Source organism: Lysobacter sp. FW306-1B-D06B (genome assembly GCF_038446665.1).
In the GTDB taxonomy this organism is placed as follows: Bacteria; Pseudomonadota; Gammaproteobacteria; order Xanthomonadales; family Xanthomonadaceae; genus Lysobacter_J.
The window spans coordinates 1,019,724-1,032,734 of sequence record NZ_CP151802.1 but is presented as its reverse complement, the minus strand read 5'-3'; the positions used below and the strand labels follow the sequence as shown (position 1 = coordinate 1,032,734).

At 68.0% G+C, this 13,011-nt stretch carries 12 protein-coding genes; 4 read left to right on the top strand and 8 right to left on the bottom strand.

All coding sequences use genetic code 11. The annotated features are described in order from the left end of the window. Window positions 1-10 precede the first annotated feature (10 nt). Together AAFF32_RS04665 and AAFF32_RS04660 are read left to right on the top strand one after the other, a co-directional pair. Window positions 11-1,357, top strand: a complete 1,347-nt coding sequence (locus AAFF32_RS04665) for an MFS transporter (protein WP_342316622.1) — start codon at window positions 11-13, stop codon at window positions 1,355-1,357. Continuing rightward, window positions 1,354-2,625 carry an NAD(P)/FAD-dependent oxidoreductase gene (locus AAFF32_RS04660; protein ID WP_342316621.1) on the top strand — a complete coding sequence of 424 codons (1,272 nt, stop codon included), beginning with the start codon at window positions 1,354-1,356 and terminating at the stop codon, window positions 2,623-2,625. The genes AAFF32_RS04665 and AAFF32_RS04660 overlap by 4 nt, the downstream gene beginning before the upstream one ends. Here the strand turns inward: AAFF32_RS04660 and AAFF32_RS04655 are convergent. From AAFF32_RS04655 to rhlB, 7 genes are all read right to left on the bottom strand, one after another. Beyond that, window positions 2,622-3,089 carry a DUF1203 domain-containing protein gene (locus tag AAFF32_RS04655; RefSeq protein ID WP_216964506.1) on the bottom strand — a complete coding sequence of 156 codons (468 nt, stop codon included), beginning with the start codon at window positions 3,087-3,089 and terminating at the stop codon, window positions 2,622-2,624. The genes AAFF32_RS04660 and AAFF32_RS04655 overlap by 4 nt on opposite strands. Window positions 3,090-3,237: 148 nt before the next feature. After that, window positions 3,238-4,113, bottom strand: coding sequence for an RNA polymerase sigma factor RpoH (gene rpoH, locus AAFF32_RS04650; RefSeq protein ID WP_216964515.1), 876 nt, complete (start codon window positions 4,111-4,113; stop codon window positions 3,238-3,240). Window positions 4,114-4,339: 226 nt separating this feature from the next. Next, window positions 4,340-5,059: a uracil-DNA glycosylase gene (ung, locus tag AAFF32_RS04645; RefSeq protein ID WP_342316620.1), complete on the bottom strand. Its 720-nt coding sequence runs from the start codon at window positions 5,057-5,059 to the stop codon at window positions 4,340-4,342. Then, the gene (locus AAFF32_RS04640) at window positions 5,056-5,895 is read right to left on the bottom strand and encodes a response regulator (protein WP_216964519.1); all 840 of its coding nucleotides are present in this window, start codon (window positions 5,893-5,895) and stop codon (window positions 5,056-5,058) included. Before AAFF32_RS04640 ends, ung begins: the two co-directional genes overlap by 4 nt. Then, a complete protein-coding gene (gene ftsX / locus AAFF32_RS04635; RefSeq protein WP_216964527.1) occupies window positions 5,892-6,845 on the bottom strand; it encodes a permease-like cell division protein FtsX in 954 nt (317 codons plus the stop codon). Before ftsX ends, AAFF32_RS04640 begins: the two co-directional genes overlap by 4 nt. Beyond that, window positions 6,842-7,528 carry a cell division ATP-binding protein FtsE gene (ftsE, locus tag AAFF32_RS04630; RefSeq protein WP_216964529.1) on the bottom strand — a complete coding sequence of 229 codons (687 nt, stop codon included), beginning with the start codon at window positions 7,526-7,528 and terminating at the stop codon, window positions 6,842-6,844. The genes ftsX and ftsE overlap by 4 nt, the downstream gene beginning before the upstream one ends. 138 nt (window positions 7,529-7,666) lie before the next feature. Continuing rightward, window positions 7,667-9,391: an ATP-dependent RNA helicase RhlB gene (gene rhlB / locus AAFF32_RS04625; RefSeq protein ID WP_216964532.1), complete on the bottom strand. Its 1,725-nt coding sequence runs from the start codon at window positions 9,389-9,391 to the stop codon at window positions 7,667-7,669. Window positions 9,392-9,696: 305 nt separating this feature from the next. On the opposite strand from rhlB, the gene trxA reads away from it, so the two are divergent. Continuing rightward, a complete protein-coding gene (trxA, locus tag AAFF32_RS04620) occupies window positions 9,697-10,023 on the top strand; it encodes a thioredoxin TrxA (protein ID WP_216964534.1) in 327 nt (108 codons plus the stop codon). 321 nt (window positions 10,024-10,344) lie between these two features. Beyond that, window positions 10,345-12,015, top strand: a complete 1,671-nt coding sequence (gene rho, locus AAFF32_RS04615; RefSeq protein WP_342316619.1) for a transcription termination factor Rho — start codon at window positions 10,345-10,347, stop codon at window positions 12,013-12,015. A gap of 127 nt (window positions 12,016-12,142) precedes the next feature. Here rho and AAFF32_RS04610 read toward each other — a convergent pair whose 3' ends face one another. Then, window positions 12,143-12,997, bottom strand: a complete 855-nt coding sequence (locus AAFF32_RS04610) for a protein tonB (protein ID WP_342316618.1) — start codon at window positions 12,995-12,997, stop codon at window positions 12,143-12,145. Between the last annotated feature and the right edge of the window lie 14 nt (window positions 12,998-13,011).

Below are 13,011 nucleotides of genomic sequence, written 5' to 3'. Positions count from 1 at the left end.
ACTTGCCCGCATGGATGCCACCGCCCCGATGACACCCACCCAGCGCCTGCGCAGCATCTTCAGCGGTTCGGTCGGCAATCTGGTGGAGTGGTACGACTGGTACGCCTACTCCGCTTTCGCGATCTACTTCGCACCGCATTTCTTCCCCAAGGGCGACACCACCGCGCAGCTGCTGGACACGGCGGCGGTGTTCGCGGTCGGCTTCCTGATGCGCCCCGTCGGCGGCTGGCTGCTGGGCCTGTATGCCGATCGCCACGGGCGCAAAGCCGCGCTGATGCTGTCGGTCCTGCTGATGTGCGCCGGCTCGCTGCTGATCGCGATCGCACCGGGGCACGAGCGCATCGGCATCGCGGCGCCGGCGTTGCTGGTGTTCGCGCGATTGCTGCAGGGCCTGAGCGTCGGCGGCGAGTACGGCACGTCCGCGACCTACCTGAGCGAGATGGCGCAGTCGAAGCACCGCGGCTTCTGGTCCAGCTTCCAGTACGTGACGCTGGTGATGGGCCAACTGATCGCGCTGGCGCTGCTCGTCGTGCTCCAGCGCGCGTTCCTCACCGAGGAGCAGCTCCACGACTGGGGCTGGCGCATTCCGTTCGTCGTCGGCGCGTTGTGCGCGGTGACGGCGCTGTGGCTGCGGCGCGGCATGCAGGAAACCGAGTCGTTCGCCGCCGCACGCTCACGTGACCACGCGCAGCGCGGAAGCCTTCGCGTGCTGATGCAGCATCCGCGCGAAGTGCTCACCGTCATCGGGCTGACGATGGGCGGCACGCTCTCGTTCTACACCTTCACCACGTACCCGCAGAAGTTCCTGGTCAACACCGGCGGCTTCAGCAAGGCCGATGCGACGCTGATCTCGGCGGCTTCGCTGTTCGTGTTCATGCTGTTGCAGCCGCTGGTGGGGGCCTTGTCGGATCGCACCGGACGACGGCCGATCCTGATCGCCTTCGGCGTGCTCGGCACCTTGTTCACCTACACCATCCTCAGCGGCATCGCACATGCGCGCACCGTGCTCGAAGCGTTCCTGTGGGTGATGTCGGGCTTGTTGATCGTGAGCGGCTACACCTCGATCAACGCAGTGGTGAAGGCGGAGTTGTTCCCCGCACACATCCGTGCGCTCGGCGTCGGCCTGCCGTACGCACTCACGGTGTCGCTGTTCGGCGGCACCGCGGAGTACATCGCGCTGTGGTTCAAGCAGGCGGGGCACGAGTCGTGGTTCTACGTTTACGTGACGGCATGCGTCGCGGTTTCGCTCGGCGTTTATGCCCTGATGCGCGACACCAAGCTGCACTCGCGCATCGACCGCGACTACGACCTCACCGACCCCGTCGATACCGACACAAGACAACGGACAAGCGCATGACCGACACCTCGACGCAACCGCACGTCATCATCGTGGGTGGCGGCTTCGGCGGTCTCTGGGCGACGCGCGCGCTGGCTCGCAGCGACGTGCGCATCACGCTGATCGACCGCCGCAACCATCACCTCTTCCAGCCGCTGCTGTACCAGGTGGCGACCGCCGGCCTGTCCTCGCCTGACATCGCCGCACCGCTGCGCCACATCCTGCGCAACCAGCGCAACGTCGAAGTAAGGTTGGGCGAAGTGGTCGGCATCGACACGCAGGCGCGTACGGTGTCGCTGGCCGACGGCGATGCCGAAACCTACGACTATCTGTTGCTCGCCAGCGGGGCGACGCATGCCTACTTCGGTCATGACGAATGGAGCCAGGATGCGCCGGGGCTGAAGACGCTGGACGACGCGCTGGCGATCCGCCGCAGGCTGCTGCTCGCCTTCGAACGCGCCGAAGTCTGTGAGGATCCCGCCGAGCGCGAAGCGTGGCTCAGTTTCGCGGTCGTCGGCGGCGGTCCGACCGGCGTCGAGCTGGCGGGCACGTTGGCGGAGATCGCGCGGCACACGCTCAAGCGCGAGTTCCGCAACATCGATCCCTCGCACGCGAAAGTGCGGCTGATCGAAGCGGGGCCGCGCGTGCTCGCCTCGTTCCCGGAATCGCTGTCCGAACGCGCACGCATGCAGCTGCACAAGCTCGGCGTCGAGGTCGTCACGGGCACGCCGGTCAGCGCGATCGATGCCAACGGCTACACGCTCGGCAACACGTTCGTTCCCGCGCGCACGGTACTGTGGGCCGCCGGCGTCGCAGCATCACCGCTGGGCGCGCTGCTCGACGTGCCGCGTGATCGCGCCGGTCGCGTGCCGCTGGAAGCGGACCTCAGCGTGCCGGGCCACCCGGAGATCTTCATCGCCGGCGATCTCGCCAGCGTGCAGCAGAACGGCAAGCCGGTGCCCGGCATCGCGCCGGCCGCGAAGCAGATGGGCGCGCATGTTGCGCAGGCGATCCAGGCGCGACTCGCCGGCAAACCCGCGCCGGCATTCCGCTATCGGGACTTCGGCAACCTCGCCACGATCGGCCGCATGGCGGCGGTCGTCGACCTGCACGGCTTCAAGCTCTCCGGCCTGCTTGCCTGGTGGTTCTGGCTGGCCGCGCACGTGTTCTTCCTGATCGGCTTCCGCAACCGGCTCATCGTCCTGCTCAACTGGGCGTGGTCTTACTGGAGCTACCAGCGGCATGCGCGGATCATCCTGGGTGGCGAGCGATCGCCACCGGCGCGCTAAACCTCGCGTGTGATGCGGCACGCGTAACAGCCATACCTGGCGTAGTGCACGTGCAGGTATTCGACGCCCGGCATGTCGAAGAAGCGGGCGATGAGCGTTTCGATCTGCTGCCCGTCGACGACATCGGCGATGCGCATCATGCCGTCGGCGCCGTAGGCGCGAACCGACAGCAATCGGCGACGCAACTGCTCCGGGACTTCATCGGCCGGCGGTGAGGCCTCCGCCGCGTGCTCGCGCACGTAGATCGCGCCCGAGCCCCGGTAGGGTGAAGCGACAGCATGGTGCTCGTATGGAAGCAGCAGCAGCCGCTCGCCGGGCTCGGCATCGCGCAGACCGACGCGACACGGGAAGCCGTTCGGTGCGTCGGCGGTGACGCGGACGATGTCGTGCGCGGCGAGTTCTTCGTCGGACAGGGAAAACAACGGCTGGAACTGCGCTGCGGGCAAGGCGTGGATGCGGAACATGGCGGGCTCCCGATGGATGCCGCCATGCTCGCGCCCCAGTGTGCGGGGCGATATCCGATCCTTGCGATCACATCCGTCGCCCGGACGCGGCGCAAACGAAAACGGCCCGGTTTCCCGGGCCGTTCCGTGCATCGCTTGAAGCGTCGCCTTACGCCGCGAACAGCGCGCGCATCTTCTTCAGCGCGTTGGCTTCGATCTGGCGGATGCGTTCGGCGCTGACGCCGTATTCGTCGGCCAGTTCCTGCAGCGTGATCTTGCTTTCCGAATCCAGCCAGCGGCGCTTGACGATATCGCGCGAGCGCTGATCCAGACCCGACAGGCCTTCGCGCAGCAGGGCGAGGTGGTTGTCCTCTTCGTCCTCGCGCTCGTAGGTCTGCGACGGATCCTCGGCGTCGGTGCGCAGGTACGCGACCGGCGACGGCGGAGCGTTGTCGTCGTCATCGTCCGGCGCATCGAAACCGATGTCGCGGCCCGACAGGCGCGATTCCATCTCGAGCACTTCGCGCTCGGAGACGTTCAGGTCCTGGGCGACGGCACGGACTTCCTCGGCATTCATCCAGCCCAGGCGGGTCTTGGACTTGCGCAGGTTGAAGAAGAGCTTGCGCTGCGCCTTGGTCGTGGCGACCTTCACGATGCGCCAGTTCTTGAGGATGAACTCGTGCATCTCGGCGCGGATCCAGTGGACCGCGAAGGACACCAGGCGCACGCCCTGTTCCGGGTCGAAGCGCTTGACCGCCTTCATCAGGCCGATGTTGCCTTCCTGGATCAGGTCGCCGATCTGCAGGCCGTAACCGTTATAGCCACGGGCGACATGCACGACGAAACGCAGGTGGGAATGCACCAGCTCGCGGGCGGCGTCGAGGTCCTGCTCGTCGCGGAAGCGACGCGCCAGCACCTGCTCGTTCTCGGCGGTAAGCACCGGGATGCGATGCACAGCGTTGACGTAGGCGTCCAGCGAACCGAGCGCACTCGGCACCGGGAGGTTGTTGGTAACCAGGGGGAGGGTCAGGCTGTTCTGGGTCATGGGGGCAATCTTAGCAGTCGATATGGGGCTCTGCTAAAGGTCGAAAGGGCCTCAGTGTTTCATGGGTGGGACAAACGGGGAGCCTCAGGATACGCCCAACATTCGGTATCGATCTTTACAGATCAATCACTTGGGAGCACCGGGGCGACCGGCCATCGGGGGTGTCGCCCTGAACCTTGGCGACCGTAGATAGACCCGGATCCGGGCCGAAAGTTCACCGGCCCGCTCAGCCCGGCAGGGCGGCCCGGGCGGGGAGCGACCAGTCGATGGGCGCCTGGCCGTGGCGGACGAGGTACTCATTGGCGGCCGAGAAGTGCCCCGAGCCGATGAACCCCCGGTGCGCCGACAGCGGCGAGGGATGCGGCGCCTTGAGGACCTTGTGGCGGCGCGGGTCGATGACCTTGCCCTTGGCCTGGGCGTAGCTGCCCCAGAGCATGAACACCAAGCCCTCGCGCTCGCGGTTGAGCACGTCGACCACGTGGTCGGTGAAGCCTTCCCAGCCCTTGCCCTGATGCGCGCCGGCCCGGCCTTCTTCCACCGTCAGCACCGCGTTGAGCAGCAACACGCCGCGCTGCGCCCAGGGCAGCAGGCAGCCGTGGTCCGGCCGGGCGATGCCCAGGTCGCGCTGGATCTCCTTGAAGATGTTGTCCAGCGACGGCGGCACCGCCACGCCCGGCTGCACCGAGAAGCACAGGCCATGCGCCTGGCCGGCGCCGTGGTACGGGTCCTGGCCGAGGATGACGACCTTCACCCGGTCGAACGGCGTCGCATCGAAGGCGGCGAAGATGTCCGCACCGGCCGGGAAGATCCGCGCCCCAGCCGCCTTGCGATCACGCAGGAAGGCCGACAGCTGCTGCATCTGCGGCAGTTGCACGTAATCGCCGACTTTCGCCTTCCACGACGGCTCGAGCCGGACCTTGTCCTTCGCGTCGGCCGCGTCGTTCATGCGTCCAGTGCCGTCGGCTCCGGCAACCGCGCCAGGCGCAGCTGGAACAGCGTCTTGGTCACCAGCAGGCGCTCTTCGATCGGCTTGAGCACCAGATCGTTCGCACCCGCGCGAATGAGCGCGCTCTGATTGTCCGCGTTACCGTCACCGGTCATCACCAGCACGGGCAGCCGGCGTTTGCCGAAGCCGAAATCCTCGCGCAGGCGCGCGAGCAGGTCGTTTCCGCTCAGCGCACCCTTCAAATAGACGTCGGTGAGCACGAGGTCGCAGCCGATGTCGTCCTGGCCGCGGCGGGCTTCCAGGAACTCCAGCGCTTCTTCCACGCCGACGAAATGCAGCACGGTGAGGCCGTGGCGTTCGAGCATGCGCTTGGTCGCCAGCGCGACGACCTTGCTGTCTTCCACGTACAGCACGCGCGCGCCGGGGATCGGCTGCGGCTGCACATAGCCGCGGATGAACGCGGCCAGCGCGCTGTGGCCCAGCGCCTTGTCGAAGTAGTCGGTGACGTCCTCGGTGAAGCGGCGCGATTCCAGATGCGACTGCGCATCACCGGAGACGACGATGATCGGCACGTACGCCTGCCCCGCCGATTCGCGCACGACGCGGGCGAGCGCGATGCCGTCACCGTCGGGCAGGACGAGCGACGTGGTCACCAAGTCGACCGCACCGCCAGCCAGCGCGGCACGCGCCTCGGCGATGCCGGCGCAGGGCACGACGACCGCGTCGCTCAACTCGCGCGCAAGCACGTCGCCGATGAGCTTGCGCACCAGCTTGGAGCCATCGACCACCATGATGCGTGGGGCGGCGTTGGCGAGGTGGCGGAGATCCTGGCTCATGTCGTCGATCGCGTCTGGCGCAGGTAATGGCCGGTCACCAGGCCGGCGCCGAGCCAGCCCAGCACGCCCGCGCCCACCACGATGGCGATCGCGCTGCGAAGGTCGAAGCCTTCCAGGGCGAAATGGCTGCCGTAGCTGCGCGCCAGTTCGGCCAGCGGCTCGCGCAGCGCGTGGTCGGCGGCGGTGAGCAGGCCCAGCGCGATCAGGCCTGCAGCCAGTCCATAGCTCAGGCCCAGATACAGGAACGGCCGGCGAATGAAGCCGTCGGTGGCGCCGAGCTGCTGCAGCACTGCGATTTCCTCGCGACGCGACTGGATGTCCAGCCGCACGGTGTTGCCCACCACCAGCAGCGCGCCCAGACCGAGCAGCGCCGCCAGCACCCACGCCAGCCGCACGCCGAATCGCAGCCAGTGATCCAGGCGCTGGCGCCAGGCGGCGTCGTGCTGGACGACGTCGACGTCCGGCAGCGTGCGCAGCGATTCGGCGAGCATCGTCTCGTCGCCCTTCGGCGTCACGATCAGCACGCTCGGCAGCGGATTGCCGTCGACGGCGCTGATCGCCTCGCCCAGACCGCTGCTGCGGCGCAGTTCTTCCATGCCCTGCTCGGGCGTGCGCAGATCGAGCGAGGCGACGTCGCCGCGGCCGCGCAATTCATCGGCCAGCACCCGGGCGCGGTCGAGCGACACCTGCGGCTTCAGGAACAGGCTGATCTGCCGCGACTGCTGCACCGTCCCGGTGAAGCGCTCGACATTGCCCAGCGCCGCCCACAGGCCCAGCGGCAGCGTGATCGCCACCGCCATCACGCCGATCGTCAGCGCGGTCGCCCACGGCTTGTGCAGCATGCGCCCGACGCTGGCGACCAGACTGTAGACGTGATGGTCGAACCAGGTGCCCAGGCGCGAATTCGGGCGCGCGGGGCGCGTGGAACCGTTGGCGGCGGGCGCGCTCACTGGGCCAGGTCCTGCGGCGAGATGTCATCGACCAGGCGTCCCTGGTTCAACACCAGCACACGCTTCTTCATGCGCTTGACCAGCGCCAGGTCGTGGCTGGCGACGAGCACGCTGGTGCCGCGCTCGGGCAGCGATTCGAACAACGCCATGATCTCCGCCGACAGCGTGGGATCCAGGTTGCCCGTGGGCTCGTCGGCGACCAGCAGGCGCGGCTCGCCGACGATGGCGCGGGCAATGCCCACGCGCTGCTGTTCACCGGCGGAAAGCTGCGTCGGCAGCGCGTTCGCGCGCGCACCCAGGCCGACCTTGTCGAGCACGTTGCGCACGCGCTTGCCGATATCGCCACGGCGCATGCCGCGCAGGATCAACGGCAGGGCAACGTTGTCGGCGACGCTGCGGTCGGCGAGCAGACGATGGTCCTGGAACACCACGCCCACCTCGCGCCGGTGCAGGGCGATGCGGCGACCGCGCACCTTCAGCAGGTTGCGGTCGCCGAACAGCACGGCGCCGCGGCTGGGACGCTCGGACAGATGGATGAGTTTGAGCAGCGTGCTCTTGCCCGCCCCGGAATGGCCGGTGACGAACAGCATCTCGCCCTGCGCGACGTCGAAGCTCACTTCGCTCAGCGCGTCGTGGCCACCCTCGTATCGCTTGCTGACGTTGTCGAAGCGCAGGACGCTCATCGCTCACCGGTGACCCACATGTGCCGCCCAGTATCGGCGGCACGGGCGGCGATGGCTAGGGCGAACAACGATCGCCGCGCGCAAATCGCGACGCGGTTCGCGTGGCCGGCGCCGAATGGGAATCGGCGCCGGGGCGGATCAGTGCTGGCTGCGCGGCGAGCGCGAGATCAACGACTTCAGGCCGCGACCGATGCGGTGAAGCAAGCCGAGCTTGTCGCCGTCCTTCGCGGCCGCCTTGGGCGACACCTTCTGGGCGTGCACCTGGGTCGGCGACTTCGGACCGGCATGCGCGGGTGCGGCCGAGGCGGCCTGCACGGCACCATCGGCGCCCTCGATGCGACGACCGCCGCGACGACGACGACGCTTGCGCGGGGCGCGCTCGGTGTCGGGTGTCGGGATGGTCGAGGCTTCGGCGGCCACCGGCGCGGCGACGGCTTCCGGCTGCGGACGCGGCTTGCGCTCGCCGCGCGGGGCGCCGTCGCGGCGTTCGCCACGACCGCCTTCGCGCCGGCCTTCGCCGCGGCCGCCACCCTTGTGGCCCGGGCCGCCCTTGCGACCACCGCCACGACGTTCCTCGTCGGCGGCGCGCTGTTCACGCGCCTCCTTGAAAATCGCGCCGATGCTTTCCTGCTCGCCGTCGGCCTCGCCCTCGGCGCCTTCCGGCAGCTCGCGCGGTGCGCGCGGAATCGCGATCAGCAGGTCCGGCTCGACCGCCGCCACCGGCAGCTTCTGCTCGATGTAGGCCTCGATGTCCGGCAGGCTCATGGCGTAGCGCTCGCAGGCGAAGCTGATCGCATCGCCCTCGGCGCCCAGTCGCGCGGTGCGGCCGATGCGGTGGACGTAGTCCTCCGCGTCGAACGGCAGGTCGTAGTTGTAGACGTGCGAGACGCCGTCGATGTGCAGGCCGCGCGCGGCCACGTCGGTGGCGACGAGGATTTCGAGCTGGCCCTTCTGGAACTTGTTGAGCAGCGACTCGCGCTTCTTCTGCGGCACATCGCCCGACAGCACGCCGACGCGGTAACCACCGCGCTCCAGCGCCCGCGCGACGCGTTCGACGAATGCCTTGGTGTTGACGAACACCATCGTGCGCGCGCCTTCGCTGCGCGAGAGCAGGCCCAGCAGCAGCGGGATCTTCTCGTCGTCGGCCGGGAAGTAGACCTTCTGACGGACCTTGGCCGCGGTGATGAACTCGGTCTCGACGACGACCTTCTCGGGTTCGTTCATGTGCTCGTACGCGAGTTCCAGCACGCGGTGGCTCAGCGTGGCGCTGAACAGCAGCGTCTGGCGCTCGGTGCGGATCGGCATGCGGCGCAGCAGGAAGCGGATGTCCTTGATGAAGCCCAGGTCGAACATGCGGTCGGCTTCGTCGAGCACGCAGATCTCGCAGGCGTGCAGCGACACGACCTTGTGCTGCTTGACGTAGTCGATCAGGCGGCCGGGCGTGGCGATGATGACGTCGGCGCCCTTCTGCAGCAGCTCGCGCTGCTTGTCGTAGTCGACGCCGCCGTAGACGAGGGCGAACTTCAGGCCCAGGTCGGAACCGAACTTCACGGCGTCCTTGTGGATCTGGATCGCCAGCTCGCGCGTCGGCGCCAGGATCAGCGCGCGCGGGTCTTCCGGCTTGCGCTCGGCCAGCGCCGGGCGGGTCAGCAGGCGGTTCATCACCGCCACCAGGAAGGCCAGCGTCTTGCCGGTGCCGGTCTGCGCCTGGCCGGCGACGTCACGCCCGGTCAGGGCGATCGGCAGGGTCAGCGCCTGGATCGGCGTGCAGCGGGTGAAGCCTGCGGCCTCCAACCCGGCCAGCAGGCTCGGATGCAGGTCGAAGGAAGAAAAGGAAATGTCGGTTAAAGGCTTGTCGCTCATCAGATTCGAAGTCCACGCGCGCCGTGCAGTTGCGGCATGCAATGTTGCGTTGGCGTGCTTGCTTGGGTGGCGTCCGCAACGCAGACTGCCAAGGCCGGGCCCGGTCGGGCGCCGGCTCGGGAAGTATCGGTGACGGGGTCCGGAATCGTCTGGACGGACGGCTCGGCTGGACTTGAAGTCGCCGCGAAACGCCCCAGTTTACCGTAACGACCGATCCGGCACGCCCGTCGGGCAAGCCGGGCCGACCTTTTCGTCGGCGGGGCGGCCCCGGGCCGTCCGCCATGCCCCATCCGCAGGAGAGTCCCGTGAGCGAGAAAATTTTGCACGTTGGCGATGCCGACTTCGATGCCGCCGTGCTGCAGTCGTCCGAACCCGTTCTGGTCGATTTCTGGGCCGAATGGTGCGGCCCCTGCAAGATGATCGCCCCGGCCCTGGACGAGCTCGCCCAGGCCTACGACGGCAAGGTCAAGATCGCCAAGGTCAATGTCGACCACAACCGCGCGACGGCCATGAAGTACCACGTCCGCTCGATCCCGATGCTGCTTCTGTTCAAGAACGGCCAGGTCCAGGCGACCCAGATCGGCGCCGTCGGCAAGGCCCAGCTGACCCAGATGATCGACAAGGCCATCTGACGCTTTTTCGCAGCACCCCCTCTCCCCCGCGGGGAGAGGGTCGGGGCCAGGGCCATCCAGCGCCTTGCCCCGCCGCGTTCTCCGGGCCCGTCGCCCCACTGATGCAAGGCCTGCGCGGCCACCGCACGGAAGTGAACGAGCCCTGTCCCCGGCGCTTGCCGCCGCGCTTGGGCAGTGCTAGTTTCATTCCACCCGGCGTACCTGATCGTCCGTGACCTCACCGTCCAGACCCGTCTCGCGCCGCACCCCACTTTCGAAACCATCGTCCCTGACGTTCCGCTCGCCGCTGCGAGCGCTCGCCGCTTAGCGAGGATTCCCTGCTTGTCCGATAACACCCCTGACGCCGGCGAAGTCGCCGAGAAGCGCGTGCGCAAGGCGCGCGTGAGCAAGGCCGCCGACAACGCGCCGGCCGTCGCCGACTCCACGCCCGCTCCCGCGCCCGCCTCCGAAGCGCCCGCGCCGCGCGCCGAAGCGCCGGCCCCGGCCGCCGACGGCGGCGGTTCGTCCGAATCCCGCGCCGACGGTGGCTCCGGCCAGGGCGGCGAAGGCGGCCAGCGCGAAAACTTCGAAGGCGGCAACCGCGGCAACAACCGCCGCGACCGCTTCCGCAACCGCCGCGATCGCCAGCGCGAGCGCTACCGCGACCAGAACGGCGGCATGCAGGATGAAGGCGGCAACGGCGAGAACTTCGTCCCGCGCCCGCACCCGCAGGTGCCGGAAGGCTTCCCGCAGTACTCGCTGGGCGACCTCAAGCGCATGCCCACGCCGAAGCTGCTGGACGTGGCCGACCAGCTCCAGATCCAGGAAGGCGTCGCGCGCGCCCGCAAACAGGACGTCATCTTCGCCGTCCTGAAGGTCCTGACCCGCCACGGCGAAGGCGTCGCCGCCGACGGCGTGCTGGAAATCCTCCCGGACGGCTTCGGCTTCCTGCGCGCCGCCGAGGCCAGCTACCTGGCCGGCCCGGACGACGTCTACATCTCGCCCAGCCAGATCCGCCGCTTCAACCTGCGCACCGGCGACCACCTGTCCGGCCGCATCCGCTGGCCGAAGGACGGCGAACGCTACTTCGCCCTGGCCGTGGTCGACACGATCAACGGCGAGCCGCTGGAAGCGTCGAAGAACAAGGTCCTGTTCGAGAACCTCACGCCGCTGTTCCCGCGCCGCAAGTTCCGCCTGGAACGCGGCGATGGCAGCACCGAGGACATCACCGGCCGCATCCTCGACCTGATGGCGCCGCAGGGCAAAGGCCAGCGCGCGCTGATCGTCTCGCCGCCCAAGGCCGGTAAGACGATGATGATGCAGCAGGTGGCCACGGCCATCACCAGCAATCATCCCGACGTGCACCTGATCGTGCTGCTCGTCGACGAGCGCCCGGAAGAAGTGACCGAAATGCAGCGCACCGTGCGCGGCGAAGTCGTCTCCTCCACGTTCGACGAACCGGCCGGCCGCCACGTGCAGGTCGCCGAAATGGTGATCGAGCGCGCCAAGCGCCTGGTCGAGCACAAGAAGGACGTCGTGATCCTGCTCGACTCCATCACCCGACTGGCGCGTGCGTACAACAACGTCGTGCCGTCCTCGGGCAAGGTGCTCACCGGCGGCGTCGACGCCAACGCGCTGCATCGTCCGAAGCGTTTCTTCGGCGCCGCGCGTAACGTGGAAGAAGGCGGCTCGCTGACCATCATCGCCACCGCGCTGATCGACACCGGCAGCAAGATGGACGAGGTGATCTACGAAGAGTTCAAGGGCACCGGCAACTCCGAAGTGCACCTGGACCGTCGCATCGCCGAGAAGCGCGTCTACCCGGCCATCAACATCAACCGCTCCGGCACGCGTCGCGAAGACCTGCTGATCGAGCCGGAACTGCTCCAGAAGATCTGGATCCTGCGCAAGCTGCTGCACGGCATGGACGAGATCGGCGCGATGGAGTTCCTGCTCGACAAGATGAAGACGACCAAGTCCAACGACGAGTTCTTCAGTTCGATGAAGCGCTGATCGTTACCGATCGCCTTCAACAGAAAACGCCCCGGTTTCCGGGGCGTTTTTCTTTGCGCGAGGGTCGCGGGCGCTCCCCTCGCGTGTCGCGATTCAGCGGTCCACCGCTTCGCGCGCGCACCGTCTCTCAACTCCCCTCCAGCGGCGTCAGCAGTCTCGGCCCCTTGCCGATCGGCTCGATTCCGCCTGCGGCCAAGGCGTCCGCGCCCACCGACGCATCGGCCTCGGCGAGCCAGGGCGCCTTCGCGCGGGGACCGGGAATGTACGTTTCCCAGCGACCGTATTCGGTGTGCTTCTCCTCGGGCGAGGCAAAGTCGAATGCCACGCGGACGAGCCACGCCGGATCGTCGGCGTCCTCACCGTGCGTGGGCGTGACGAACTTCCACCTGCGCGCGGTGGCGAGTGCGGATTCGCCCAGCAGGCGACGCCAGTTCGCCATGTCCTTCAGGCTGTCGACGACGCGCAGGTTGACCTGCTCTACGAAGGCGTCCTCCACATCGCCGCTGCGGCCGACGCGCATGACCACGTACGCCGCACCACGAACACCGTAGAAGTACGCATCCTTCGGATACTTGGGCCTGATCCGCTCCTTGGCGACCACCCATTCCTCGTCCTTCGGCGATCCACCGAATCCGGCGCCGACGATGCGCACGGCAACGCCACCGTCGGCTGCCTGGCGTGCGCTCAGTCGCACCCGCATGGGCGTGCGCACCTTCGCCACCTTGCCGTCCACCAGCACCGGTTCGAACTTCCACGCGCCGCGCGCACGGTCCATCACGCGCGACGCGAACGGCACCTTCTCCGGCTCGTCGATGGCATAGCCGCTGACGCTGCCGTCGGGTTCGATGTCGATCGTGCCGGTGAACATCACGCTGGTTTCGACCTGGTCGACCAACGGCGTCTGCTTCGGCGTGGCGGCCGAGGCCGTGCCGAATACGGCGCAAAGCGCCAGCGCCATCACGGCGATATCCGTTCGCTTCATGAAATCTCTCCGCA